This is a genomic window from Herbinix luporum (assembly GCF_900070325.1).
Classification (GTDB): domain Bacteria; phylum Bacillota; class Clostridia; order Lachnospirales; family Lachnospiraceae; genus Mobilitalea; species Mobilitalea luporum.
In genome coordinates this window covers 423,412-449,439 of the sequence record NZ_LN879430.1, presented here as the reverse complement: position 1 = coordinate 449,439, position 26,028 = coordinate 423,412, and the positions used below count along the sequence as shown (strand labels likewise).

Annotated in this window: 25 protein-coding genes and 1 tRNA gene; 7 read left to right on the top strand and 19 right to left on the bottom strand. The window is 35.6% G+C overall.

The window, feature by feature from the left end:
- Positions 1-89: 89 nt before the first annotated feature.
- From SD1D_RS02180 to SD1D_RS02140, 8 genes are all read right to left on the bottom strand, one after another.
- Positions 90-1,742 carry a peptide ABC transporter substrate-binding protein gene (locus SD1D_RS02180; protein WP_058257407.1) on the bottom strand — a complete coding sequence of 551 codons (1,653 nt, stop codon included), beginning with the start codon at positions 1,740-1,742 and terminating at the stop codon, positions 90-92.
- Positions 1,743-2,124: 382 nt separating this feature from the next.
- Positions 2,125-2,388 (bottom strand): hypothetical protein, encoded by a 264-nt coding sequence (locus SD1D_RS02175; protein ID WP_058257406.1) that lies wholly within the window; start codon positions 2,386-2,388, stop codon positions 2,125-2,127.
- A 27-nt stretch (positions 2,389-2,415) separates the two neighbouring features.
- Entirely contained in the window at positions 2,416-3,414 is a 999-nt protein-coding gene (locus SD1D_RS02170; protein WP_058257405.1) for an ABC transporter ATP-binding protein, read from the bottom strand.
- Entirely contained in the window at positions 3,404-4,576 is a 1,173-nt protein-coding gene (locus SD1D_RS02165; protein WP_058257404.1) for an ABC transporter ATP-binding protein, read from the bottom strand. Before SD1D_RS02165 ends, SD1D_RS02170 begins: the two co-directional genes overlap by 11 nt.
- A gap of 9 nt (positions 4,577-4,585) precedes the next feature.
- On the bottom strand, positions 4,586-6,328 hold the full coding sequence (locus SD1D_RS12380) for an ABC transporter permease (RefSeq protein ID WP_242955242.1): 1,743 nt from the start codon (positions 6,326-6,328) through the stop codon (positions 4,586-4,588).
- Positions 6,329-6,341: 13 nt separating this feature from the next.
- The gene (locus tag SD1D_RS02150) at positions 6,342-7,328 is read right to left on the bottom strand and encodes an ABC transporter permease (protein WP_058257403.1); all 987 of its coding nucleotides are present in this window, start codon (positions 7,326-7,328) and stop codon (positions 6,342-6,344) included.
- A 294-nt stretch (positions 7,329-7,622) separates the two neighbouring features.
- On the bottom strand, positions 7,623-9,926 hold the full coding sequence (locus tag SD1D_RS02145) for an ABC transporter substrate-binding protein (protein WP_058257402.1): 2,304 nt from the start codon (positions 9,924-9,926) through the stop codon (positions 7,623-7,625).
- A gap of 120 nt (positions 9,927-10,046) precedes the next feature.
- On the bottom strand, positions 10,047-10,595 hold the full coding sequence (locus tag SD1D_RS02140; RefSeq protein WP_058257401.1) for a hypothetical protein: 549 nt from the start codon (positions 10,593-10,595) through the stop codon (positions 10,047-10,049).
- Between the two features lie 323 nt (positions 10,596-10,918).
- Here SD1D_RS02140 and dpsA point away from each other — a divergent pair, with 323 nt between their 5' ends.
- Positions 10,919-11,785 carry a dipicolinate synthase subunit DpsA gene (dpsA, locus tag SD1D_RS02135; RefSeq protein ID WP_058257400.1) on the top strand — a complete coding sequence of 289 codons (867 nt, stop codon included), beginning with the start codon at positions 10,919-10,921 and terminating at the stop codon, positions 11,783-11,785.
- Positions 11,786-12,373: a dipicolinate synthase subunit B gene (locus tag SD1D_RS02130; RefSeq protein WP_058257399.1), complete on the top strand. Its 588-nt coding sequence runs from the start codon at positions 11,786-11,788 to the stop codon at positions 12,371-12,373.
- 51 nt (positions 12,374-12,424) lie between these two features.
- On the opposite strand, the gene yajC is transcribed toward SD1D_RS02130, so the two are convergent.
- From yajC to fba, 3 genes are all read right to left on the bottom strand, one after another.
- The gene (gene yajC / locus SD1D_RS02125; protein ID WP_058257398.1) at positions 12,425-12,757 is read right to left on the bottom strand and encodes a preprotein translocase subunit YajC; all 333 of its coding nucleotides are present in this window, start codon (positions 12,755-12,757) and stop codon (positions 12,425-12,427) included.
- An 80-nt stretch (positions 12,758-12,837) separates the two neighbouring features.
- On the bottom strand, positions 12,838-13,971 hold the full coding sequence (gene tgt, locus SD1D_RS02120; protein WP_058257397.1) for a tRNA guanosine(34) transglycosylase Tgt: 1,134 nt from the start codon (positions 13,969-13,971) through the stop codon (positions 12,838-12,840).
- Between the two features lie 184 nt (positions 13,972-14,155).
- Positions 14,156-15,097, bottom strand: a complete 942-nt coding sequence (fba, locus tag SD1D_RS02115; protein ID WP_058257396.1) for a class II fructose-1,6-bisphosphate aldolase — start codon at positions 15,095-15,097, stop codon at positions 14,156-14,158.
- 194 nt (positions 15,098-15,291) lie between these two features.
- Between fba and SD1D_RS02110 the strand changes: the two genes are divergently transcribed.
- Positions 15,292-15,765 carry an acyl-CoA thioesterase gene (locus SD1D_RS02110; protein WP_058257395.1) on the top strand — a complete coding sequence of 158 codons (474 nt, stop codon included), beginning with the start codon at positions 15,292-15,294 and terminating at the stop codon, positions 15,763-15,765.
- Between the two features lie 28 nt (positions 15,766-15,793).
- Here SD1D_RS02110 and SD1D_RS02105 read toward each other — a convergent pair whose 3' ends face one another.
- Both SD1D_RS02105 and SD1D_RS02100 read right to left on the bottom strand, forming a co-directional pair.
- Positions 15,794-16,168: a hypothetical protein gene (locus SD1D_RS02105; protein ID WP_058257394.1), complete on the bottom strand. Its 375-nt coding sequence runs from the start codon at positions 16,166-16,168 to the stop codon at positions 15,794-15,796.
- 127 nt (positions 16,169-16,295) lie between these two features.
- A complete protein-coding gene (locus SD1D_RS02100) occupies positions 16,296-17,123 on the bottom strand; it encodes a DNA-3-methyladenine glycosylase family protein (RefSeq protein WP_058257393.1) in 828 nt (275 codons plus the stop codon).
- A gap of 350 nt (positions 17,124-17,473) precedes the next feature.
- Between SD1D_RS02100 and SD1D_RS02095 the strand changes: the two genes are divergently transcribed.
- The 4 genes from SD1D_RS02095 (at position 17,474) to SD1D_RS02080 (ending at position 20,321) form a co-directional block, all read left to right on the top strand.
- The gene (locus SD1D_RS02095; protein WP_058257392.1) at positions 17,474-18,760 is read left to right on the top strand and encodes a Glu/Leu/Phe/Val family dehydrogenase; all 1,287 of its coding nucleotides are present in this window, start codon (positions 17,474-17,476) and stop codon (positions 18,758-18,760) included.
- 93 nt (positions 18,761-18,853) lie between these two features.
- A complete protein-coding gene (locus tag SD1D_RS02090; protein ID WP_058257391.1) occupies positions 18,854-19,426 on the top strand; it encodes a hypothetical protein in 573 nt (190 codons plus the stop codon).
- Positions 19,427-19,551: 125 nt separating this feature from the next.
- On the top strand, positions 19,552-19,977 hold the full coding sequence (locus SD1D_RS02085) for a DUF2752 domain-containing protein (protein WP_058257390.1): 426 nt from the start codon (positions 19,552-19,554) through the stop codon (positions 19,975-19,977).
- Positions 19,978-19,988: 11 nt separating this feature from the next.
- Positions 19,989-20,321 carry a DUF4234 domain-containing protein gene (locus SD1D_RS02080; protein ID WP_058257389.1) on the top strand — a complete coding sequence of 111 codons (333 nt, stop codon included), beginning with the start codon at positions 19,989-19,991 and terminating at the stop codon, positions 20,319-20,321.
- Positions 20,322-20,354: 33 nt separating this feature from the next.
- On the opposite strand, the gene SD1D_RS12095 is transcribed toward SD1D_RS02080, so the two are convergent.
- The 6 genes from SD1D_RS12095 to SD1D_RS02055 form a co-directional block, all read right to left on the bottom strand.
- Positions 20,355-20,522, bottom strand: a complete 168-nt coding sequence (locus SD1D_RS12095) for a hypothetical protein (protein WP_157893082.1) — start codon at positions 20,520-20,522, stop codon at positions 20,355-20,357.
- Between the two features lie 3 nt (positions 20,523-20,525).
- The gene (locus SD1D_RS02075) at positions 20,526-20,993 is read right to left on the bottom strand and encodes a Panacea domain-containing protein (protein ID WP_058259161.1); all 468 of its coding nucleotides are present in this window, start codon (positions 20,991-20,993) and stop codon (positions 20,526-20,528) included.
- A 280-nt stretch (positions 20,994-21,273) separates the two neighbouring features.
- Positions 21,274-21,346, bottom strand: a tRNA-Trp gene (locus SD1D_RS02070).
- A gap of 165 nt (positions 21,347-21,511) precedes the next feature.
- A complete protein-coding gene (gene radA, locus SD1D_RS02065; RefSeq protein ID WP_058257388.1) occupies positions 21,512-22,879 on the bottom strand; it encodes a DNA repair protein RadA in 1,368 nt (455 codons plus the stop codon).
- Between the two features lies 1 nt (position 22,880).
- The gene (locus tag SD1D_RS02060) at positions 22,881-23,294 is read right to left on the bottom strand and encodes a hypothetical protein (RefSeq protein ID WP_058257387.1); all 414 of its coding nucleotides are present in this window, start codon (positions 23,292-23,294) and stop codon (positions 22,881-22,883) included.
- A gap of 90 nt (positions 23,295-23,384) precedes the next feature.
- Positions 23,385-25,829 carry an ATP-dependent Clp protease ATP-binding subunit gene (locus SD1D_RS02055; RefSeq protein WP_058257386.1) on the bottom strand — a complete coding sequence of 815 codons (2,445 nt, stop codon included), beginning with the start codon at positions 25,827-25,829 and terminating at the stop codon, positions 23,385-23,387.
- Between the last annotated feature and the right edge of the window lie 199 nt (positions 25,830-26,028).

Here is a 26,028-nt window from a genome sequence, read left to right as displayed (position 1 = left end):
CTTTCCTATTTAGTAATTATTGTTAAATAAATACAGGGATGCTCATAATGACACATCCCCATATTTTTTGATAAATCATTTAAACAATCTTATTTAGCCAGCTTTACATATTTTAGGTTCAAATCTTGGAAAGCAGTTCTAATAACTCCCGATTCAATCTTACCACTTAGCACATAGTCTTTTACTCTCCAGTATATTGGGCCTACAGGCAGATCATCCATAACAATTTTCTCAAGCTCTGTTAAATATTCAAAGCGTTTTTTAGCATCTAATTCTACACGTACCTTATCTAATAATTCATCATATTCAGTATTACTATAGCTGCCATGATTATTGCCATTTCCTGTTTCAAAGATATCTAAGAATGTAAGTGGATCATTATAGTCAGGCCCCCAGCCTGCAAATACTATATCAAAATCTTTATTTGACATCCTGCTAAGCCTACTCTTAAAAGGCATAGGCTCTATATTAATTTCTAGGCCCAGATTAGCCCTAAGTTGTTCCTGAATAAATGCTCCATTTTTAACTGCAGTATCATTATCATCAATTATTAATGATAGGGTAATTTTATCAACATTTAGTTCTTCTAAGGCCTTATTATAATGATCTTTAGCCAGTTCTAAATCAAATTCAGTTGCCAACTTACCAACTTCCATATAGAAGTTATCATTTAGCCCATGAATAGCCGGTGAGGTAAAGGATGTTGCCACCTTTGAATCATTTTTTACTATACTATCTATAAAGGCCTGTTTATCAATAGCATATGTTATAGCTTTTCTTAGATTTTGGTTTGCCAGATAAGGATTTTGCAAGTTATATTCCAAATAGAAAGTTGAACCGTCTGAATAACTGTGAATCGGATAATTTTCATTTTTCATTAATTGTACCTGATCTCCGGTTAAACCAACTATATCTAATTCACCAACCTTAAAGGAATTTAGGGCCGCATTAGAATCATTAATCATAAGCATATTTATTTTCTCTAGCTCTATTTTATCCTTGTCATAATAATCAGGATTCTTTTCAAGAACAATTCTACTTTCATGCTCCCAGGAAGTCATTATAAAGGGACCGTTGTATACCATTTTATCTGCATCTGTACCATAGGCAGAGCCAAACTCATTATAGGCCTTTTCATTAAGGGGAGCAAATACTCCAAAGGCTAATGTATCAAGAAAATATGGAGTAGGATTTTCTAATGTCACTTGAAGCTCATAATCTGAAATTGCCTTAAATCCCAACTGATCCGCCCCTACTTTGCCTTCATTATAAGCTTTTCCGTTTTTAAATACATAACCAAAATAAGCATAATCAGCCGCAAAACTAGGTGTAAGCAGTGAGGTCCATGCAAATACAAAGTCATGGGCTGTAACCGGTTCACCATTGGACCATTTCATATCATCCCTTAAGTAAAAGGTATATTCTAGTTCATCCTCACTTACAGTCCATTCCTTAGCAACACCGGGAATAACCTTATCATTTTCGTCCAATGTTACAAGATTCTCAAGGATATGGCGCAGTACAATAAAGGAAGTTGCATCAGTTGTGGTAACTGAAAACATCTCCGGTGGTTCTGAAGTAATATTTACCGTTATTGATTTATCCTCAGAAGTACCTGGATAAGGGCTCTTTTTATTATCAGTGGTGTTTGTATTTTTCTTACCACAGGATGATAATATAGCCATTGTCGAAGTCAATAATAAAATGACAGCTATTATTTTTTTTAATTTCATATATTTCATATTTTTTCCTCCTTATTTTATTTAAAAAGAAGTGTTTATATACACTTCTAGTTTAAGCTTGATGTTAGTTTGTACCTTTTATGTAATTACATGTTAATTTGGGGTTCTTTGTCAATAGTTGGGGAGGATTAGTTGATGAGTTACTAAATATGTATGTTTCAATTGGAAAGGAAGATCCTTAATCACTTGGTAGCGATAATCATGAATTCTTTTTCGACCTCCTTTTTAATGTTTAATTGGCAGATTGGCATTATTGAGGCTTTGTATAGATGCATTTTTTATTATAGAACTTAATTTTTAGAACAAAAAAACTCTTCTTTGGTTTAAATTAATTTTAACCCAAAGAAGAGTAAATTATACATTTATTGTTATTTTCTTTATTTTAGAACCAAACGTGGATGCAAAACATAATAAAGATGAAAAATACAATAACAAACACAGCTCCGATTAAGAGGCCTCCTAAGGTGGCACTAAAGATAAAGTTTCTTAACTCCCTTTTACTAAGTTCCGGCTGCTTTTTGCTGCTTTCTTCATAGAGAGCTTTACCGGGACTATGCCAAGGCATGCCTTCTATATTCATATTAGCCACGACCCGATCATCATCTTCTTTATTTATACTATCTGTGTTGTTTTTATTATATTTCATTTTTATATCCTTTCTATATGCTATCCACTAATCATTATACAAATGGCACTGGACAAAATGTCCGTCCTCTAGTTCCTTAACTTGTGGAACCTCAGTCTTACAAATCTCCATACATTTATTACATCTTGTATGGAACTTACATCCCGATGGAGGATTTGCAGGTGAAGGAATGCTTCCCTCAAGGATTATACGATTCATCTTCACATCCGTATCCGGTATAGGAACGGCAGAAAGTAGAGCCTGAGTATAAGGATGAGCAGGATTCTTAAAGATATCTTCTTTATTACCGTATTCAACCAAGCTTCCTAAATACATAACACCTACAGTGTCTGATATATGCTCCACAACAGATAAATCGTGGGATATAAATAAGTAAGTAAGATTTCTTTGCTTTTGCAGGTCACTAAGCAAGTTTATAATCTGTGCCTGAATAGATACATCAAGGGCTGATACCGGTTCATCACATACAATAAATTCAGGATTTACCGCTAAGGCTCTTGCAATACATATTCTTTGTCTTTGGCCACCGGAAAATTCATGGGGATAACGGTCTTTATGATAAGGCTGTAATCCACAGGCAGCCATAATTTCATCCAAATAATCCTCATATTCATTTTTAGGAACTATATTATGCTCCTTAACTGCCTCACCGATAATTTCACCTATAGGAAGTCTTGGTGAAAGGCTTGAATATGGATCCTGAAAGATAATCTGCATCTTAGTACGTAGCTGTCTTAATTCAGCCTTATTTAAGCTATATATATCCTTACCGTTAAATAAAACCTCACCGGCGGTTTTTTCTATTAATCTTAAAATTGTTCTTCCGGCTGTCGATTTTCCACAACCGGATTCTCCTACCAGCCCCATGGTGGTACCACGCTTAATTTTAAAGCTGATATCATCCACTGCCTTCACTTCACCCTTTTGCTTAGAGAATACGCTGGTCTTTATGGGGAAATATTTCTTTAAATTATTAACTTCGAGAATGTACTCAGAAGTCTGTTCATTTTGATTATTAGTTGCCATTCTCTAATGCTCCTTTCTTGTCGTAATATAAATAACAGGAAACTGCATGGGTGGGTGAAAGATATATCTCTTCAGGATAAGCTCCGTCACATTTTTTTATACATTTATCACAACGATCCCTAAAATAACAGTAATTAGGCATATCAACGGGATTTGGAACCTTACCCGGAATACTATATAAACGATCTACCTTCTTACCGACAACCGGCTTACTGTTCATCAAACCTATAGTATATGGATGACTGGGATTCTTAAATATTTCTTCCGCTGTACCTCTTTCCACAACCCGGCCTGCATACATAACCACAACATAATCTGCCATCTCTGCAATTACTCCCAGGTCATGGGTAATTAGCATAATACTGCTGTTTATCTTATCCTTCAGATTACGAAGCAAGTCCAAAATCTGGGCTTGGATGGTAACGTCTAGAGCAGTTGTAGGCTCATCTGCAATAATGAGTCTTGGATTACATGCAAGACCCATAGCAATCATAACACGTTGTCTCATACCACCGGACAGCTCATGGGGATACATCTTATATACACCTTCACTGTTGGCAATACCCACCATCTCCAACATCTCAATAGAACGAGCCTTGATTTCTGCCTTAGACATATTCTCATTATGAAGTTCTATAACCTCATCTAACTGAGTCCCAATCCTAAAGACAGGATTTAAGCTGGTCATAGGTTCCTGAAAGATCATGGAGATCATATTACCTCTTAGTTTTTGCATCTCGTATGTGGGGGTTTTAGCAATATCATAAACCTCTTTACCGGTGTTGAAACGAATCGAACCGCTTACAATCTGTCCCTGTGGTCTTTGTACCAATTGCATAGCAGAAAGACTGGTAACTGATTTACCGCATCCGGATTCTCCTACTACACCGACAGTCTTTCCCAGTGGAATATCAAAAGATACACCATCTACCGATTTTACAGTCCCTATATCTGTGAAGAAATAGGTATGAAGATTATCAAATTCCAAAACATTATTGGGATCCCTCATCTTGGTAATATATTCTTCCCTGGGAACATTTTTCCTGTTTCTTTTCTTTTCAATCTCACTCGTTATCTTTCTATTTTCCCTTGAGATTCTTCTTGATTCCTTAGCGGAAATATAATTAACATCTTTTACTTTCTTATTTTTAAATAAAGCCACTTATCTCACCTACCTCTTCATCTTAGGGTCAAATGCATCACGTAGACCATCACCTACAAAGTTAAATCCTAATACTGTAACTAATATTAATAACCCAGCCGGTATCCAAACAAACCAATAATTGGTCATAACATAGATGTTGTTTACAGCATTGATTATATTACCCCATGATGCAAAAGGGAACTTAACACCCAAACCTAAATAACTTAGTGTTGCCTCAGTTAAAATAATACTTCCCAGGCTCATTGTACCTATAACAGTTAACTGAGGAATAACATTAGGAACTAAATGTCTAAATATTCTTCTGCTTACTCTAATACCCAAAGCTTCCGTAGCAGTCATAAATTCTTGCTCACGAAGTGAAAGTATCTGTCCACGAACCATTCTTGCAATACCGGGCCATCCAAGTAAGGCCAAGATAATCATCAACATAAATATACGAAGCTGTGGATCTATTTTTAAGAAGTCCATGACTGAACCTAATATAATATACAGAGGCATGGAGGGGATACAATATACAATATCAACAACACGCATTATAAGGTTATCTACCCAGCCTCCAAAATAACCTGCCATACCGCCTAAGATAACACCGATAATAGTTTCAATTATAACTACCACGAAACCGATAATTAAAGATATTCTTCCCCCATACATAAGGCGGGTAAAGATATCCATACCATTTCCGTCTGTTCCCAGTAAGTGTTTCTTAGAAGGAGCTTCATATACATTAATCAGTTCAGTTTCTGTATGTCTTCTTACAGTAAATTGATTGTTTTTACGATTAATTTTGTATTCTACATCCACACCGTCTTTATCCGGGTAGACAAAGCCCTTATCACCATTATCTATGGCTTTAATTATTGCTTCCTTAAAATCTATGGTTAAAAACTCATTATCAACAGCACTAATACTTACATTGGAAACTAAGGCATACTCTGTCTTTGTGTTTCCTTCTACTAAGTAAAATACTGCCGTATTATCTTCTTCGTCTAATTCCATCTCATAAGTTGCCCCGTTAACTTCAAAGAATGTTTCTTTATCATTCATAGCTTTTTGTGCAGCAAAACGGAAGCTATAGTCAAGCTCAGTATCCGGTGAATATGCATTAAAAATCATCTTTGATACTATGCTTATTTCTTTTGGTTTTGCGATGGATGTGTTTTTACCTTTTTGATTAATATAATAAGTAATTCCATTAAGCTCAAAAGATTTTTCCCCTGCATCTGAAGCTGCCAGATAAGCCTCTTCCATTTCTTTTGAGACTGTTTCTCCCTGGGCGGCAGTAAATCTGTTAATTCCTTTTAAACTTACCACTGTTGCAACTTCCTGAAACTGTATAACACGGTAAAAATCTTCACCTTCCTTAACTAAGGAATAAGTTACACCTCCGGATTCAAAGCTCTCCTTTTCTTTATTAATTGCAAGAATTAATTGAGCTCTTGCAACTGAAGGGAAAGTTTCACCCTCAGCATCAAAATACTGATAATCATTATTTATGGATACTCCCGCATAATCTTTTTCAACACTTTCATAAACTTTAAATACCTGTGTCTCTCCGTAAGGGGCTAGCAAGCCACCTATAAAGGAAAACACAAACATAGATGCTAATATAACAAGTCCAACAACCGCCAGGCGGTTTCTAAAAAATCTCTTTGCCACCAACATTCCAGGTGACAGCACCTTAACCCTTTGCTCATCGTCCAAAGCTAAGGAGGTGCTTGTCTTTGTATTTTCATAATCTTTACTCATCTCGTATACCTCCTTAGTTTACTCTTACTCTAGGGTCAACTACTGCATATAAAATATCTGCTATTAAGTTACCCAGTAATGTAAGCATTGCCATAAACACCATATAGAACATAGAAAAAGGAATATCTCCTGTTGTCATTGCCTGATATGATGTATATCCAATACCTTCTATTTGGAATAATGTTTCGGTAATCATAGCTCCTGCAAACAATCCAGGCAAGGATCCGCCGATAATTGTAACTACAGGAATTAAGGTATTACGAAATGCATGATAATTTATAACTTTTTTCTCAGATAATCCCTTAGCTCTGGCTGTTCTTATATAATCAGAATTTAAAACCTCCAGCATATTTGTTCTGGTATATCTCATAAGGGAACCTACGCTAACTATAGTTAAAGTAACTACCGGTAAGACCAAATGATGAGCTCTGTCTAAAAATTTGCCCATAGGACTTAATTGCTCATACATACGGCCAATCATACCAAATAAGTCAAACCATCCTAACTTTACAGAAAATATATATTTCAAAATCGTTGCAAAGAAAAAGGATGGTAAGGAAATTCCAATTAAAGCAAACACACTTATAGCATAGTCTGCTTTACTATATTGTTTTCTGGCTGCTATAATTCCCAGTGGAATTGCAATAGCAATCTGAAGTATAAATGTAATAGATCCTAATACAAAAGAATCCATTATAACTTCTTTAAACTTTTCTGTAACCGGCATATTAAATGCCCATGAGTCTCCAAAATTAAGTCTTACAGCTTGTTTTACCCAATGAACAAACCCGGCAGGAATATTCTTGTCTAAGCCATAGGATGCATTTAATTGATCCAACCACTCTGTATAGGATTTTCCTCCCGGAAGCGAAGCTTTCTCTCTTGCCATATTCTCAACAAAAGAAGATGGCATGCAGCGCATAATTGTGTAAATTATTAAAGCTACAAAGAAGAGTATTACAACGCTAATTGCCAATCTTTTTAAAATAAATTTACGCATAATCTAGCCTCTCCTGTTTCTTTTTTAATAACTTCTATTATAAAGTAATTAATTAATTTATGCCACCCTATATGCGGGTATAAATATGTGGATATATGGGATATTTATGATATAAATCTAAATATTAATCATCCATACAAATGTCTGCATATTTATGCCCGCATATAAAACCGGTCAATTAGACCAGAATAATATGCATTTCATGGCATAAATTAGCACAGCTATAAACATAAGGATAAGAATGCCATGAATTTCATGGCACTCTTATCTTAAATTTCAATAATAAACTTTTAATTACTTTAATTCAGTGTTTTCTATTTCTTTAAACCATTCATAGAAAGTAGTGATATCAGGGGTAACAGTTTCAATATTTACCCTTTCAGCACTAAATACTACTGAGTTTTGTCTCTGATAAACAGGGATTTCAACCGCCCAATCCATTATAATATCTAAGCACTGCTTATAAGCAGACTTTCTATAGGATTGATCATCACTCTTTCTAGCTTCCATTATTAGGGTATCAAGATCAGTATCAGCTATATGATAGTGGTTACTGTCTGTTCCACCCTTGCCAACTATATTGGTGCTGTGGTAAACCTGATACATATCGGGATCGATAGTAGCACCCCATGCAGCACACCACATTTCCTGTGTACCTGCATCAAGTCTGTCCCAAAGAACATTGGCATCTGCTAAGTCATTAACATTAAGCTTAAATCCAATTGTATCTAATGCCGCTGATGCGTCAGTTAAAATTGCAAATGAAGGATGGTTACCGTCTCCGTCACCGGGGATTAAAACTTCATATTCCATCTTAGCACCGGCAGGAGCTGCTGTTAATTTTCCATCTGTTACAGTGTAGCCTGCAGCTTCAAAATATCCTAAAGCAGCCTGTAGAGCCGCTGCATATTTGTCTTCAGAGCTCATATCTGATGTGTAGATTTGATTACCGTTAACGTCTTCTGAGAAAGCAACCTTATAATCGGAATCAGATTTTTGAGGAGCTGCCCATGATGTATTAGATATAGGATAGTTGATAACGCTTGCAGCATCACCATAGTAGGTGTCTATAGCAACATCACGGTAAACAGATAATACTGTAGCTATTGCTTTTCTTAAATTCTTGGAAGCTTCTGAATTAGGTTCTCCGCCTACATTAATTGTATCTGCATTCATGCCGATATAGCCATAACCTAAGTTATCAACTGAGCTTGTAACAATTTTGTCACCGCTTAATTCACCGTTGCTATTAATCTTAGCAATCTGTTCGAATGTTGTCTTGCTTCCTGTTGGATCTGTAATATCTAGTGTACCCTGTTCAATACCGGTTACTTTATCAGCTTCTGTAGTTTCTTTCAGCTGAATATATTTGATTTTAGGTGCACCCTTGTAGTAATGTTCATTTGCTTCTAAGAATACAACCTTGTTCTCATATTTTACAAACTTATAAGGTCCTGCTCCTAGAGGATGAGTTGTCTTGGATTTAACGATTGATAAATCTCCTCTGGGGAAACCAAATTTGTTATTCTCATAGTCATACTGGGATTCATCACCATAGTAATGTAAAGGAGCAACCTGGGCACCGCCAATTTGATAAATAGCAGTTGCGTCGTATCCCTTAGTAATTACCTGAACCTCTGTATCACTTATTTTCTTAATACCTTCTATATTATAAACATCTTCACCTATACCGGCTGCTTTCTTCTCTTCAGTAATGATACTTCTAGCAATTGTTTTAACATCATTTACATAATAAGTCTCATCTGCAGCATATCCGGCACCTAATGCCTTATAGTCTGAACCATACTGAGCAATAATATCTTCAAGTACTTGCTTCTCATCATTAACTGCATAGGAATCATAATTTTCATCTAAACTATAGAAGGAAGCGAATAAATCCTTTTGCTCAGGATGAGCTTCGGTGTAAGATGCATATCTTTCGTCACCATATAGGCTACCAACCCAATCAAACTCGCTTTCTAATACAGGTCTGATTATTTCATCAATAATTGCTTGATTTAAGCTATCGCTAGGATTTTCAATTAATGCATTAACTTCCTCGTCTGTAATAGTCTCAGCAGCTGAACTGTTTGCACGGTAGTTTTGCATACCGATGATTGGCTGAGAATATAATGTTGAGGATCCATCATATGAAGGATCTGATAATACATAGTATGTAAATATAATATCATCAGCGTCCATTACATGACCGTCACTAAACTTAACATCATCTCTAATTTTAATATCATAGGTAGTAATATCAGCTTCTTCATCATAGTTTACTGCTATGTCTGCAATACCGGTATAAGTATAATCTACACCGTTATAAGGGATTGTCTCACCCTCTATTGCATTATAGACAATAGCACCTGTTCTGTCAGTTGTCAGCAGTTGAACGCTAACAAATTCAACTACATCTTGATCATAGCCTGTATCTGCAAAGAACGGGCTAAACTTCTGGCTAAATGGCAGATAACCAACTACCAGAGGTGTTTCAGTTTCGTTATCTTTTTTGTCCTTTTTACTACATGCCGCAAATGCTGACAGAACCATTACAAGCACTAGCAAAAGGGAAATTGCTTTACCAATTTTTCTCATTTTCTTGTCCTCCTCTTTTATTCATTATATATTTAAAATTAAATATATCAATGTAAATTATTGCTATGGTAATCTCCTTAAAATGCAAATAGGAGAAAGATACCTTTAGTTAATTTTTAATCAACCATTATAATCCGGATCTTCCACCTGATAGACTACCCTCTTTTGTAATTGTAAAGATATAATATTTAATGTAATAATTAAGACCATTAAACTTACAAATATTGTCTCTTTAAGGATTTCTTGTTTTGCTTTAAATAAAATAAAGCAAATCTCTCCAATAAGAGTTAGGCTGCTAAGAACTATTTGCCAAATGCTTGAACGGAAAATTCTTACCTTTGTTTCAAGATATTCTGCATGTTTAAGCTTATTACTTGATTTTATAAAACCTACCGTTCCCATTATACTATAGGCAATGGGAAGAAATAATGAAACATAAGGTAGGGCCACATAGGCCACTCTACTACTGGGAGTATTTAAAAAACCAGCTCCCATCACAGTGGCGCCACTGCAAAGCACTAAAGCAAGAAGGTAAAGTTTAACCCTGCTAAGCTTTTTTGAGCTTAGCATGCATATATAAAATTTACCTCTATATTCTGCCACCTGCTTAATCTTACCGTCAGATAGTTCTTTTGTAACCAGTTCATAATCCTTATAATGTTTTTTCATTGTATTTCCTATCATGTATCTTGTACTAAAAAAGTCGTCTATACCGACGACCTTATATGCCTCATGTATATCTCGTTAAATTTACATATTTAATAACTAATATCCTATTCTTTACTTTTATTAGGATTTTTCGTATCAGTTGCATCTATTAATTAATAAAATAGCATAGATATTTTACCTTGTCAAGTATTAGCTTTTATTATTTCTCGAATCTTTTACCTTGTTCGACTTGTTTTTACATATATTTTTTTCCCACCACCACCAAGGCATAAATCACATTTTCTCTAAAAATTCATATAATGTCACATAAGGAGGGGAATGACATGGCTAAAAAAATTGGAATATTTGGCGGCGATAAACGTCAGGTATATATGGCATTATCCTTACTTAATAAGGGCTACTCCGTATATACTTATAGGCTTCTTGATAAAATTACACACAAAAATCATACAAGTGCCAGCGGATTAGATGAATTAATGAAAAAATGCCAAGTGCTTATTGGTCCTATTCCGCTAACCAAAGATATAGTAACCATACCCTCTAGTGCAAGCAATTCATCAAGTAGCTGTAATATAGCCGATTTATTAAATAAAGATCATATGCTTATTGGAGGAGTGATTCCCCAAGATCTTGAAGACTTATGTGAAAACAAAGGGATCTTCTGTTATGACTTAATGAGAAGTGACAAAATAGCAATAATGAATGCTATCGCTACTGCAGAAGGTACAATTTTAGAGGCCATTAAAAATAGTGACAGAAATATTCATAACAGCAATTGTCTTATCCTTGGATATGGACGCTGCGGAAAAGTTCTAGCTGATAAACTTAAAGGTTTAGACGCCAAGGTTACTATAGCCGCCCGAAGGGAAGCTTCCTTAGCATATGCCCAGGCGGCAGGTTTTAATACTGTTTTACTTGATGATATTAAGTCTGTTTTACCTAAATTTCATTTTATTTTTAACACTATTCCCTCTCTGGTTTTAGATCAGAATTGTCTAAAAAATGTATCCCCCGATGTAGTTATTATTGATATTGCTTCTGCGCCGGGTGGAGTTGATTTTGAATATGCCCTAAACCATGGTATAAATGCAAAGTTGTGTCTTGGAATTCCCGGTAAGGTCTCTCCAAGAACTTCTGCTGATATATTAGTGGCTGAAATTGAAGCTCTTATTAAAGAAAGAAGTGGTTAAATGAAGATAAATGAAAAAAATATCGGTATTGCTTTTACAGGTTCATATTGTACCTTTGATAGAGTGTTTCCGGAAGTAGAAAGACTTGTAGCTGAAAATGCCAATGTATATACAATCTTTTCTGACCAGTCCCAAACTACCGATACCAGATTCGGAAAGGCAGCTGATTTTTTAAAGAAGGCCAAGGAGATTACGGGAAAAGATCCCATAACTACTATAGTAGAAGCAGAAAAGCTTGGACCAAATAATATACTGGATATTATTGTGATTGCTCCCTGTACAGGTAATACATTAGCAAAAATGGCTAATGCAATTACAGATTCTCCGGTTCTAATGGCTGCAAAAGGTCTGCTTCGTAATAATAAACCTGTTGTTATTGCTATCTCTAGTAACGATGCCTTAAGTAATAACCTAAAAAATATAGGATTATTGATAAATACTAAAAATATATATTTTGTACCTTTTAGTCAGGATAATTATAAAGGAAAGCCCCATTCCATGGTTGCCCATTTTGATTTAATTTTGCCTACAATAGAATTCGCCTTAGAAAATAAGCAACTGCAACCTCTTATCTTGGCTCCGGCATAGAAAAAACCAATTCAAAAGGGGTACTAATTTAATTAGTACCCCTTAACTTTTTTAGTTTTCTTTATTTGGCTTCTCTAGTTCTATTATGGCGCTCTTTTTCATAGGTATTCTACAATTCTTATTATTTCCGAATTCTACAATAACTACTTCATCCATAATATCAATTACTACTCCGTAAAAACCGCTGGAAGTTAGAACACTGTCTCCTTTTTCTAAAGTTGACAGCATTGCCTGCATTTGCTTTTGTTGCTTTTTCTGAGGACGTATAAGCATAAAATACATTAAAAGCCCCAGCACTACCATCCATAAAAGTGGTAATACAAGCGAACCGGTTCCGTTGGGATCAGTAGCAGCGTTTTGTGCCAAAAAAATCAAATTATTCATTATATTTCCCTCCTAGGTTAGTTTCTATATGTCTTCCCAGGCAAATATAAATGACCACCTGGGTTAAAAGCAATCAATAATCAATCTTCTCCCCCCATAAAATTCTCAAGTTTTTGTTTTTTATACTCCTTATATCTTTTATTGCGGATAGCCTCTCTTATTTCCTCCATCATATGATTATAAAAATACAGGTTATGGAGTACTAATAGGCGCATGCCAAGCATCTCTTTGGCCTTAAGTAAATGTCTTATATATGCCCTACTATAATGCTGGCAGGCAGGGCAAGCACAACCTTCTTCAATAGGCCTGTCATCTAGCTGGTATTTTGCATTCATTAAATTTAATTTCCCAAATCCGGTATAAGCATGGCCATGTCTTCCGTTACGGGAAGGATAAACACAGTCAAAGAAATCCACTCCTCTGTCCACTGCCTCCAATATATTAGCCGGTGTACCTACTCCCATTAAGTAAACGGGCTTATTAAGGGGCAGATATGGTACGGTTTCTTCTAATATATAATACATTTCCTCATGGCTTTCCCCTACTGCCAGTCCCCCTATGGCATAACCGGCCAGGTTAAGCTCAGAAATTCTCTTGGCATGTTCAATACGGATATCCGCATATGTGCCTCCCTGATTTATACCGAATAGCATTTGCTTCTTATTAATTGTATCTTCTAGGCTGTTTAGTCTGTCCATTTCTTTTATACAACGAATGAGCCATCTGGTAGTTCTCTCCACAGAATCTATCATATATGACCGTTCAGCCGGGTGAGGAGGACATTCATCAAAGGCCATAGCTATGGTAGAAGCAAGATTTGATTGTATCTGCATGCTTTCCTCAGGTCCCATAAATATCTTTCTTCCGTCAATATGGGAACTGAAGTAAACTCCTTCTTCCTGTATCTTTCTAAGTTTCGCAAGGGAAAACACCTGAAACCCTCCGGAATCAGTTAAAATAGGCTTATCCCATACCATAAACTTATGAAGTCCGCCCATTTTCTTAACTATCTGGTCACCGGGCCTTAGATGCAGGTGATAAGTATTGGACAGCTGTACTTGGGTACCTATATTATTTAAATCAATAGTTGATACTGCTCCCTTAATAGCTGCTAGGGTTCCCACGTTCATAAATACAGGGGTCTGTATTGTTCCATGTACTGTTTTAAATTCAGCGCTTTTTGCACGTCCATCCTGTTCGATTAGTCTATACATAACTTCCTACTTTCCATTATAAATTCTAATAACCGATGACATAGTATATTATTGTCTTAATAGTCATTTATAACATTACAAGTATACCTTGAAAAATTATTATTTTCAACTAGAAAAACCAAACTAACTGATAAAGAAAGGGCTGTCCCAGATAATATACATCTTGGAGACAGCCACTTTATTACTATTTACTTGCGGCACCGGAGCAGCCCAGTACATTTACAATCTTATGTTTAACTAATGCTTTAATATATTCTCTTCCCTGAGTCAGATACTGTCTAGGATCAAAATGAGCAGGATTATTCATAAGATGTTCTCTTACACCTGCTGTGAAAGCAAGTCTTAAGTCTGAGTCAATGTTAATCTTACATACTGCCATACTTGCAGCCTTTCTTAACATATCTTCAGGAATACCGATAGCGTCATCAAGTTTACCGCCATTTTGAGCTATAATATTAACATACTCCTGTGATACAGATGAAGCACCGTGTAAAACAATAGGGAAATTAGGAAGTCTTCTTTGGATTTCCTCTAAAATATCAAAACGAAGCTCTGGTTTTTGGCCTGGTTTAAATTTGAAAGCACCATGGCTTGTTCCAATAGCAATCGCCAGTGAGTCAACACCGGTACGGGCAACAAACTCTTCAACCTCTTCAGGCTTAGTAAATGAAGCATCTTCTTCGCTTACATTAACATCATCCTCAATACCTGCCAGTTGTCCTAGTTCCCCTTCTACCACAACACCACGTTCATGGGCATAATCTACAACTTTTTTAGTTAAGGCAATATTATCCTCAAAGCTATGCTTAGAACCGTCTATCATTACTGAAGTAAATCCGCCGTCAATACATGCTTTACAGATTTCAAAATCCTCACCATGATCAAGATGAAGTGCAATAGGTAAATCTGTTTCTAAAACAGCAGCTTCAACTAATTTAACTAGATAATTATGTTTTGCATATTTTCTAGCTCCTGCAGAAACCTGTAGAATAACAGGTGCATTTTCTTCCTTGGCAGCCTCTGTAATACCTTGAATAATTTCCATGTTATTTACATTGAATGCGCCGATAGCATAGCCGCCTTCATAAGCCTTTTGAAACATTTCTTTGGTTGTTACTAAAGCCATATTTTTACCATTCCTTTCATATCGTAAAATTTTTAACAATGAAGCTTTTTATATTATACCATAAATTATATTTATGGAAAGATATTTTTATATTTCATATATATTCTTTTTTAAGGAGAATCTTTTGGGATAAAGTATAGCTTGATTAAAAATTATTAAGGATATAAAATATAGTAAAAACGATTGGAGGTACTATGAAAGCAAAAAGAGTATCAGAATCCGTTACTGAACAAGTTCATATAATTATGCCTTCACATATAAGCGGTACAGATCGTCTTTTTGGTGGACAACTCTTAGCTTGGATTGATGAGGTATCTGCAGTAACAGCCAGACGTCATAGCGGACGTAATGTTACCACAGCGGCTATTGATAATCTGCAATTTAAAGCAGGTGTATATATAAATAATATACTTGTATTAATCGGACGAGTAACCTATGTAGGCAAAACCTCAATGGAAGTTCGGGTTGATACCTACGTAGAAGATCATCTTTCCGGAATAAGAAAAGTAGTAAACCGAGCTTATCTTGTAATGGTTGCCCTTGATAATGAGGAGAAACCCACTGAAGTTCCCGGTCTTATTCTTGAGACAGAAGCTGAACGGGCTGAATGGGAAGCAGGTTTAAGAAGAAGAGAATTAAGAAGCAAAAGGCGTAAAGAAGGATATTAAGTAAGGGGCTTTTAGCCCCTTTACTATATTATCTGTAAGAATCCAATTGCTCTTTTCGATGCTCTTGCTTTTCCTTTGCATTTTTAAAGGTTTCATTATCCATACGGTGTGCATTGTTATTAAGATAACCTTCAGCATATAAAAAACGTTTTTCTGTATTTTTCATATGCTTTTCCTTACTATTATTATCCCCATAGGCAATGATATTTTTTAGATTTTCAATCTGATCCTTTCGTTCTCTTTGCACTTGTTTTGCATGTTCAATATTCTCCGAAGAGGAAATATCGGAATGTTCTTCAAGATGACGCTCAGTACGTGTACTTCTTTCCACTAAATTAACCAAATGGTTTATTCTTCGTTCATTTTCTAGCCCTTTGTTATCCTGTGATCTGCCCTGATCCATTTCTATCCGCCTTTCCATTATATTTTGAGATATCATCTCAAATTTATTTTTTCCCTATATGATTTAGATATGCTTAAAATATGATGGTAAAAGCTATAGAATATCTGCCATAATTTTTTTAAAAAAACTAATTGCTTACTCCATAAACATGCCTTATATAATAAAACATATACTGCTGGACAATTCCGGCATAACCTTGGTAGCTATTGGGATCAAATTTATTATCATAAATCTCTGAAAGTACCCTTTTCATCCATACATCCACAGGAAAGGCTTCTATATGATGCAGGCCAAAAAGTGAAATGCAATTTGCCACCTTATCACCTATACCTTTAACAGTTTTTAGAGACTTAACCGCCTCTTCGTGACTGCAAACTTTAAGATCTTCCAAATTAAGCTCACCGGATATGACAGCCTTAGCAGCTCCTATAATATATTCATCCCTGTATCCTAATTTTAAGGCCCTAAGATCTTCTTTTTTTGCCTCAGCCAGTACCTTAGCCGAAGGAAATGTATAATATATTGAACCTGTAGTACCATCTATACAACGTTTCCCATAGACCTGGCTTATTCTTTCTATACAAGTTTTAATAGATGGAATATTTTTATTTTGAGAAATAATAAAGCTAATAAGCATCTCAAAAGGATCCTGTCTTAAGATTCGTATGCCCCTTCCATACTCTGCTGCCTTATTTAAAAATTCATCGGGACCTTTTATTAAATTATCCACTATATAACCGTAATCATAATCAAGATCAAAATAATCCTTCCATATCTTATTGTAATCATTTTCACTGCAAGTTATTTCAATCAAATCATCTTCTAACTGTTCAAGCTCTATGTAACGGTCAAATGCTACTAGGCTATATCTATTTGGCCCTATAGGATTCATGCGAAAGCATTGGCCAGATTCTGCAATCTGCTTTATATCAAAATTTTTATTTTTTATCTTCATAATTCCCTCTTATCTAATTACTTAATATTTCTATCTTAATATTTACATCTATTATTATAGAATTGATTATTGCTTACTACAAGTATTAGATTTATTTAACTTATATTATGGAAAATTATAAGTGATATGTATATCATTTTAATGTTGCTTGTATATTAATTAATCCTTGAGAACAGTACTTTTTATTATAAGAAAATATAAAAAAATAAAATGGATTCTTATATAAATATTGACAATTCTCATTAAAAGTATAAAATAGTGTTATCGTATCAATGTATCAATGCTTTACAGTATAAAAGCAATGTATCAATGAAATATGTAAATAAAACTAAGAAAGGCGTGGGAATATTATGGGACATAATTCTTATAACCCCTATGAATCAGCACAAAAACAGTTTAATCATGTGGCTGATCAAATCGGACTTGATGAGGCAACCCGTGAACTTTTAAAACAACCAAGTAGAGAATATCATTTTACAATTCCGGTAAAAATGGACGACGGAACTACAAAGGTATTTAACGGATATCGCATCCAACATAATGATGCCAGAGGCCCCGCAAAAGGAGGCATTCGTTTTCATCCCAATGAAACTGTAGATACCATCAGGGCTCTTTCCATGTGGATGACTTGGAAATGTGCCGTGGTAGATATACCCTTAGGGGGAGGTAAGGGTGGTATTATATGTGACCCTCGAACCTTATCTAAAGGTGAACAAGAAAGACTCTGTCGTGGATATGTAAGACAGTTATACAAGAATTTGGGACCAAACTTGGATGTACCTGCACCGGATGTAATGTCTAATGCCCAGCATATGCTGTGGATGCTAGACGAATATGAGACTCTTATGGGAGGTCATTATCCCGGAACCATCACAGGTAAACCGGTTGGAATGGGCGGATCCCTGGGAAGAACCGAAGCTACCGGTTACGGCGTAATATACACCTTAAGAGAGGCACTTAAAGCATTAAAAATAGATATTGCCTCTACCACAGCAAGCTTACAAGGCTTTGGAAATGTAGCAGAATATGCGGCAAAACTTTATACAGCTATGGGCGGAAAGATTATTGCTATCTCCTGCTGGGACAATAATGACAAAAAAGCATATACTTACCGTAATCCGGAGGGAATTAATATTGAGCAAATGGCTCAGATTAAAGACTCCTTTGGAACTATCGATAAGCAAAAGGCAATTGATTTCGGATGCGAACTGCTTGAAGGAGAAGCGTGGATTAGCCAAGATGTAGACATCCTACTGCCCTGCGCCTTAGAAAATCAAATAACTCCGGAAACCTTTGCAAAGATTAGCAAAGAGGTAAAGGTTATATGCGAAGGTGCTAATGGACCTACCACACCGGATTGTGATGAGCTAATTAAAGAAAGAGGAATATATTTAATTCCTGATTTCTTATGTAATGCCGGCGGAGTTACATGTAGTTATTTTGAGCAAGTGCAGTGTAATATGAACTACTTCTGGCCAAAGGAAGAAGTACTGGATAAATTAGATCAGAAAATGACCGCTGCTTTCCATGCCGTTCATAATTTGGCACAGGAAAAAGGCCTTTATATGCGTGATGCCGCTTATGTTATAGCCATTAACCGTGTGGCTGAAGCTGTAAAACTCAGAGGCTGGATTTAAATAATATTTATTTTTCTTATTGACATTGGCAATCTTATCACTTATAATACAGCTGACAAGACAACTGTCATGTCAGCTGAAAGGGTGATAAGTATGAATAATTCTAACGGAGATAAAGTTAAAACTATGACTGTATCGGCACTTCTTTGTGCACTTGGTATTTTGATACCTATGACATTTCCCAGTTTAAAGCCTGAACCGGCATCATTTACTTTGGCAAGTCATGTACCTTTAATTATTGCCATGTTTATTTCTCCAACAGTAACTGCTTTTGTAGCCGTAGTAACAACACTTGGCTTCTTAATTAATTTTCCTTTAGTGGTGGCATTAAGGGCTTTATCTCATTTGATATTTTCCTTAATAGGTGCTTTTATTCTAAAAAAGAACAACAATCTCCTTCTTTCTTATAAAAATACAGCGATTTTTGCCTTTACTTTATCTCTAATACATGGAATTTGTGAGGTTGCAGTAGTATCGTATTTTTATTGGGTTGTTGGAATGACTGATATCTTTTATGAAAAAGGATATCTTTACACTGTAGTATTGCTTGTGGGATTAGGTACCGTAATTCATAGCTTGGTGGATTTTTCAATTGCTATCTTTGTATGGAAACCATTGCAATATATCATATCAATCCCTGCCAATGCCAAAATAAAAATAAAATAAATAATAATGTATGTTTAATTACCGGCTGAAAATTTCAGCCGGTTTTTTTTATCGAAATTCATCTGCTTGTAGAAAAATCCTAAATAATCTATAATTTAATCTAATATCAAATGTGGAGGCAGCTTATGAACAGTATTTCCCATAAAAAAGATAAATTCAATAAGGGATGGCAATACCGCTTAAAGATTGCTATTATAATCGGAATCTTATATGGCTTTTTAAATCTTTTTGGTGTAGGTTGTCCAATTAAATTTTTAACCGGCATATCCTGCCCGGGCTGTGGAATGACCAGAGCCGTTATGGCTGCTTTAAATTTGCAATTTTCCAAGGCATTTTATTATCATCCCCTTTTTGGTCTTGTTCCATTTATGTTTGCCCTATATCTTTTTGAAGATAAAATAAAACCCATATATACAAAATATACATGGATTCTAATAATATCTCTTTTTTTAACAATATATGTCATTAGATTGTTTATTATTGCAAATAATATAGTATTTATTAACATTTCTAGTGGATTTGTGTTAAAATTTATAAGATTTATATTTTAGGAGGATTACAAATGATACAACGTAGAAGTTTATTAAAACTAATTCTACTATCTTTTGTTACATTGGGTATATACCAGATTGTATTCTGGTATAAGTATGCAGATGATGTGAACCGTATCTGTGAAGGAGACGGCGAAGAAACCAAGAACTATATTATAGTAATACTACTTAGTTTAGTAACTTGTGGTATTTATAATTTTATATGGTACTATGGGGTGGGTAATCGTCTGAGCCAAAATGCCCCCCGTTACGGAACTACTTTCAAAGAAAACGGAACAACCGTATTACTTTGGATGCTCTTAGGCAGCATATCATGCGGAATAGGATATGATTTATATTTTTAAAGTAATATTATTTACTTCTTTTGAACTAAAAAACTACTTCTTAAATGGACTATATGTAAAGTCAAATGTTTCCCTGTATTTATCTATATCCAAATAATCAAATACAAAGCAAGTATTAAGATAATTCATTCTTTCACAAAAACCTTCAATATTAATAGGACAAAACTCATAAAATAATGAATTAGCTTCCTCAACTCCCATATATTAATCCGCCGATTGTTTATTATAATATCGAAATATAATTTTATTATCTAGATTTACTTGACACGGCTCATAAGGTTGAAACCCTTCTCTAGCATTTATCCAAGGCTCCTCCTGATGAGTAATAGACTCTAATTCATTTCCTGTAAATTTACCATAAACCTCCCAGACTTGCTCCATTATATCAAGTTCCTCTACTGAAAAAAGATGCTTGTGTATAAAAGTACACTGAGGAATTTCCCCCCAGCCATAACATTTATATCTATAATATAAATCAGGGCAAACCGGTCCATGTACCCAAGCTTGTAAAGGCTCATCAAACAAAGTATAATCTATATTAATTTCGTCTTCATTTAGTATTGCTAAGGTCCAAGCATATGCATAGTAAACTAATTTTTGGAGCTTTTTTGGTGACATGGATTCCTTGCTTAAAAAGAAATTCGCAACTTCAAAAACAGTTTTCTTCTCCATTTGCTCTCTCCCCTTTAATAATTTAAATAATATAATTTCACCCACGATATCACCGCCAAATATAGCTTTATCTATATTATACAGTGATTAATAATTTAAATATACTATATTTAAAACTTTAATTATTATATAACATATTTAACCATATTTTTCAACAAATTAAAACACATTTGTTTAGTACTTACAATTTCAATTTTTTATTTGGTTATATTGCTTAATAATCCAGATAATAATACAACTAAAGCCTTGTAACCATTGAGTTACAAGGCTTTATGTTTTACAGGGGCAGTAGGATTCGAACCCACGACCTGCGGTTTTGGAGACCGTTATTCTACCAGCTGAACTATGCCCCTAAATATGCTGCCCATTTATATTACTATGAATTGATCTAATTGTCAAGTTTTTTTATACAAATATAGGGTCAATTTTTTCTTTGCTACTGTCTTATTATATTTTCTTACAAATTTTTTTTCTAAGACATTACACGTTATCTAATCATTTTTAGTAGATATATTAACCTACCTATTCTCTTTTATATAATCCATTACCTCTTGGATGTTTCTTACACCTACCAGTTTTATTTTACTTGCTACTTTTATATTCCCTACATTAGCTTTGGGAAGGATACATAGCTCAAATCCCATTTTAGCAGCTTCTGCAACCCTATAATCAGCCATATTTACAGCACGAATTTCGCCGGTTAGTCCTACTTCACCAAAGACTATAGTGTTAGGATTAATGGCTATATTGCGATAGCTGGATATAATAGCTGTTATAATTGCCAGGTCTAGGGCCGGTTCTGTAATTCTCATTCCTCCTGCCACATTAACATAAGCATCACAGTCACCCATCTGTATACCAAGGCGTTTTTCCAAGACTGCCATTAAAAGATTTACTCTATTATAATCTGTACCGGCAGCGGTCCTTCTTGGCATATTAAAATTGGTTCTACTTATCAGTGCCTGAACCTCTACCAGGATAGGTCTTGTCCCTTCTATTGCTGAGGATACTACAGATCCCGGCTCTCCTTCAGGCCTGCCATTAAGCATATATTCCGATGGGTTTTTTACTTCTGCAAGACCGGAATTTTGCATTTCAAAAACTCCTATTTCATTGGTGGAACCGAAACGATTTTTTACAGCCCTAAGGACACGATAAGAGGCATAATTATCTCCTTCAAAGTAAAGAACAGTATCAACCATATGCTCTAATACCCTAGGTCCTGCCACCATACCCTCTTTGGTCACATGACCGATAATAAATATGGTGGTACCGGTACCTTTAGCCAGCCGCATTAAAGCTCCGGTAGCTTCTCTTACTTGCCCCACACTGCCCGGTGCCGAAGTTATATCCTCTTTAAACATGGTCTGTATAGAGTCGATAACTATTATATCCGGTTTATGCTTATGTACGACTGCTTCAATAAGATCCAGATTGGTTTCACAAAGGAGCAGAAGCTCGCCGCTAAAAGCGCCGAGCCTGTCTGCTCTCATTTTTATTTGTCCCTTAGATTCTTCCCCGGATATATATAAAACTTTTTTACCTTGACCTACAAGTTCCCGGCACATCTGCAAAAGTAAGGTGGATTTACCGATTCCCGGATCACCGCCAACTAAAACCAAACTTGCGGGAACTATACCTCCGCCAAGTACCCGGTCTAGCTCTCCTATATTTGAGCTTATCCTGGTCTCTGCTTCAGCCTTAACACCGGATAGCAAAACCGGATCCTTAAGTTCTTTATGGCTGTAAGTTGCAGATACGCCCTTTCTTATTACCGGTTCTTCTACAAAGGTATCCCACTGTCTGCAGCCGGGACATTGTCCCAGCCATTTTGAGGATTCATATCCGCACTCTTTACAGAAAAACACAGTTTTTGCTTTTGCCATCTTAAAGTTTTACCACCTTTATAAAATCACATTTATCTTCTTCTAGCTCTAGGCTGAATATAAGCTTACCACCTAAGTTAGTTTTCATTTTCCCCAGGAAGGAATCATTTTTAAAAATTTCATATTCTTTTTCGGCTTCCAACTCAAGAGTAATCTGAGCAGGTTCTTTACCTGTTACTTCAAAGCACAGTTCATTATCCTTCTGCTCCATATTAAATACCGATGTTCCGGGTACTGATTCGTACACGAACATACCGTTTCTCTCTAACTTGGTTATCTTATTATATGTCTTTACCTTATATAGATCTCCTTCATGTTCAAAATCTGTTAACTTAGATTTTACATCCAGCTCATAGTTACCAAAACTTAGTGTCCCATTGTTTTCCTTGCGTATTAACTCTTGAATTACAGGCATTATATGACCCCTCCTATAGTATTTATATGGAACAATATATTAATATTATATTGATATGATTTTCTAATTACCACCAAATATAAGAGCTATTTAAATTGTATTTAAAACTATTTCATTATCTAAATAATCGATTTTAACCTGGTCTCCCTCTTTAACATTTCCCGCCAATATAGCCTCGGCCAATTTATCTTCAACATTAGTCTGAATTGCCCTTCTAAGAGGTCTTGCACCGAACTTTTCATCATATCCTGTTTCCGCCAAATACTCTAATGCTTCTTTACTGGCTTCTAAGGATATATTCATCTGGGCTTTACTTCTTTTTGCAATATTATTTACCATAATTCCCACAATTTCCTTAATATGGTCTTTGGTTAAAGAGTGGAATACAATAATTTCATCGATTCTGTTAATAAACTCCGGTCTGAATATTCTCTTAACCTCATCCATAACTGCATCTTTCATCCGTCTGTAGTCTTCATCTTTATCTACAACAGAAGTAAAACCGAGGCGTTTTGGAGAGATAATATTTTGAGCCCCTGCATTGGAGGTCATAATTATTATGGTATTCTTAAAGCTGACTCTTCTTCCCTGAGCATCTGTAATATGTCCGTCATCTAATACCTGTAAAAGAATATTAAACACATCCGGATGGGCTTTTTCAATCTCGTCAAATAAAATCACAGAATAAGGATTTTGTCTTACCTTTTCACTTAATTGTCCACCTTCATCATATCCAACATAACCGGGAGGTGATCCTATCAGCTTACTTACACTGTGTTTCTCCATATATTCTGACATATCAACCCGTATTATAGCATTTTCAGTACCAAACATTGCTTCTGCCAGTGCCTTAGATAGCTCTGTCTTACCTACACCGGTAGGACCTAGGAAAAGGAAGGAACCGATAGGTCTGTTAGGATCTTTTAGTCCCACCCTACCTCTTCTGATTGCTTTAGAAACAGCTGTCACCGCTTCGTCTTGGCCAATAACTCTTTCATGAAGGATATTCTCCAGATTCTGCAGTCTTTGTGTCTCTTCTTCTTCCAGCTTTTTAACAGGTATCTTAGTCCAACTAGATACAATATCAGCTATCTCCGCTTCACTTACAACCAGTTGATATTCAGCTCTTTGCTTTTCTTCAACAAGCTTTTGCTTCTCTAACTCTTCCTGAAGGGCTTGCTGCTGCTTTTTAATATCACCGGCTTTTTCATAGGCTTCCTCTTTGATTGCTTTTTCCTTTTCTTCCTCTAGCCGGATAATTTCTTTCTCTAATTCCTTAACTGTAGGAGATGTAGTATAAGCACTTAATCTTACCTTAGAAGCTGCCTCATCCATTAAGTCTATTGCTTTATCCGGAAGATAACGGTCATTAATATAACGGCTGGATAATTTGACAGCTGCAGTAAGGGCATCGTCGGTAATTCTTACCTTGTGGTGTGCCTCATACTTATCCCGAAGTCCAAACATAATCTGGATTGCCTCTTCCTCAGAAGGCTCTTCAACAACCACAGGTTGAAATCTTCTTTCTAAGGCTGAATCTTTTTCAATGTATTTGCGATACTCCTCCCTAGTGGTAGCCCCTATAATCTGAAGCTCTCCTCTAGCCAATGAGGGTTTTAGGATATTTGAAGCATCAATTGCCCCTTCTGCTCCACCTGCCCCTATTATGGTATGAAGCTCATCGATAAATAAAAGTACATTTCCGTCGTTTATAACTTCATTTATTACCTTCTTAATTCTTTCTTCAAATTCACCACGATATTTAGAGCCTGCTACCATACCGGATAAATCCAAGGTAACTACCCTTTTATCCTTAATGGTTTCCGGAATATTTCCTTCAACTATTTTAAGGGCAAGGCCTTCAGCAATAGCTGTCTTACCCACTCCCGGTTCACCCACTAAGCAAGGGTTATTCTTGGTCCGTCTGCTTAGTATCTGAACCACTCTTTGAATTTCAGTCTCTCTGCCAATTACAGGATCTAATTTGCCATCTCTGGCATATTGGGTTAAATCTCTGCTGTATTGGTCAAGAGTTGGGGTAGAGGACTTAGCCTTACCCTTATTTTTACTGGCAGAGTAATCATTCTTAGCAGTACTGATATCTACACCGGCTGCCTGCAACAAATCAATATATACCTTCTGTAGATTAACTCCAAGGGTATTTAAAAGCCTTACAGCTATACAATCCTGCTCCCTAAGCAAGGCAATTAAGATATGCTCGGTACCTGCTTGTTGGGCTTTAAATCTGGCTGCTTCCCTCTGACTTTGATCTAAAATTCGCTTAGATCTTGGGGTAAAATCTCCCCCCTCCATCATTTCAACGCCGCTGCTAGGTGCTATAAGCTGATTAACCAGCTCCATAACCTTCTCAACAGTTACGCCATTTTCTCTTAGTACTCTGGAGGCAACTCCATCAACCTGCATTAAACCCATTAGGATATGCTCTGTACCAATATAATTATGGTTAAGACGTAAAGCAGTTTCCCTAGCGGAATTAATCGCTTGTATTGCATTTTGTGTAAATTTATCGTTCATCTTAATGTCCTCCATTCTAACTTATGAGTACTAGCCGGGTATCTCTTCATTGTACCATCAAAATATAAAACATTTCAGAATATAAAATATTTTACAATATAAAATATTTTACAATATTAAATATTTTACAATATTAAATATTTTACAATATTAAATATTTGGCAATATTAAATATTTGGCAATATTATATTTAACAATA

Bases quoted from the DNA above. Each gene is read 5' to 3' on its own strand.
- SD1D_RS02170 (WP_058257405.1), bottom strand. From the start codon at position 3,414: ATGGCAACTAATAATCAAAATGAACAGACTTCTGAGTACATTCTCGAA.
- SD1D_RS02085 (WP_058257390.1), top strand. From the start codon at position 19,552: ATGAACAGTATTTCCCATAAAAAAGATAAATTCAATAAGGGATGGCAA.
- SD1D_RS02100 (WP_058257393.1), bottom strand. From the start codon at position 17,123: ATGAAGATAAAAAATAAAAATTTTGATATAAAGCAGATTGCAGAATCT.
- SD1D_RS12380 (WP_242955242.1), bottom strand. From the start codon at position 6,328: ATGAGTAAAGATTATGAAAATACAAAGACAAGCACCTCCTTAGCTTTG.
- SD1D_RS02075 (WP_058259161.1), bottom strand. From the start codon at position 20,993: ATGGAGAAGAAAACTGTTTTTGAAGTTGCGAATTTCTTTTTAAGCAAG.
- tgt (WP_058257397.1), bottom strand. From the start codon at position 13,971: ATGTATAGACTAATCGAACAGGATGGACGTGCAAAAAGCGCTGAATTT.
- SD1D_RS12095 (WP_157893082.1), bottom strand. From the start codon at position 20,522: ATGGGAGTTGAGGAAGCTAATTCATTATTTTATGAGTTTTGTCCTATT.
- SD1D_RS02140 (WP_058257401.1), bottom strand. From the start codon at position 10,595: ATGAAAAAACATTATAAGGATTATGAACTGGTTACAAAAGAACTATCT.
- fba (WP_058257396.1), bottom strand. From the start codon at position 15,097: ATGGCTTTAGTAACAACCAAAGAAATGTTTCAAAAGGCTTATGAAGGC.
- yajC (WP_058257398.1), bottom strand. From the start codon at position 12,757: ATGAATAATTTGATTTTTTTGGCACAAAACGCTGCTACTGATCCCAAC.
- SD1D_RS02175 (WP_058257406.1), bottom strand. From the start codon at position 2,388: ATGAAATATAATAAAAACAACACAGATAGTATAAATAAAGAAGATGAT.
- SD1D_RS02095 (WP_058257392.1), top strand. From the start codon at position 17,474: ATGGGACATAATTCTTATAACCCCTATGAATCAGCACAAAAACAGTTT.
- SD1D_RS02090 (WP_058257391.1), top strand. From the start codon at position 18,854: ATGAATAATTCTAACGGAGATAAAGTTAAAACTATGACTGTATCGGCA.
- SD1D_RS02130 (WP_058257399.1), top strand. From the start codon at position 11,786: ATGAAGATAAATGAAAAAAATATCGGTATTGCTTTTACAGGTTCATAT.
- SD1D_RS02080 (WP_058257389.1), top strand. From the start codon at position 19,989: ATGATACAACGTAGAAGTTTATTAAAACTAATTCTACTATCTTTTGTT.
- SD1D_RS02150 (WP_058257403.1), bottom strand. From the start codon at position 7,328: ATGCGTAAATTTATTTTAAAAAGATTGGCAATTAGCGTTGTAATACTC.
- SD1D_RS02055 (WP_058257386.1), bottom strand. From the start codon at position 25,829: ATGAACGATAAATTTACACAAAATGCAATACAAGCGATTAATTCCGCT.
- SD1D_RS02180 (WP_058257407.1), bottom strand. From the start codon at position 1,742: ATGAAATATATGAAATTAAAAAAAATAATAGCTGTCATTTTATTATTG.
- SD1D_RS02110 (WP_058257395.1), top strand. From the start codon at position 15,292: ATGAAAGCAAAAAGAGTATCAGAATCCGTTACTGAACAAGTTCATATA.
- SD1D_RS02105 (WP_058257394.1), bottom strand. From the start codon at position 16,168: ATGGATCAGGGCAGATCACAGGATAACAAAGGGCTAGAAAATGAACGA.
- dpsA (WP_058257400.1), top strand. From the start codon at position 10,919: ATGGCTAAAAAAATTGGAATATTTGGCGGCGATAAACGTCAGGTATAT.
- SD1D_RS02060 (WP_058257387.1), bottom strand. From the start codon at position 23,294: ATGCCTGTAATTCAAGAGTTAATACGCAAGGAAAACAATGGGACACTA.
- SD1D_RS02145 (WP_058257402.1), bottom strand. From the start codon at position 9,926: ATGAGAAAAATTGGTAAAGCAATTTCCCTTTTGCTAGTGCTTGTAATG.
- radA (WP_058257388.1), bottom strand. From the start codon at position 22,879: ATGGCAAAAGCAAAAACTGTGTTTTTCTGTAAAGAGTGCGGATATGAA.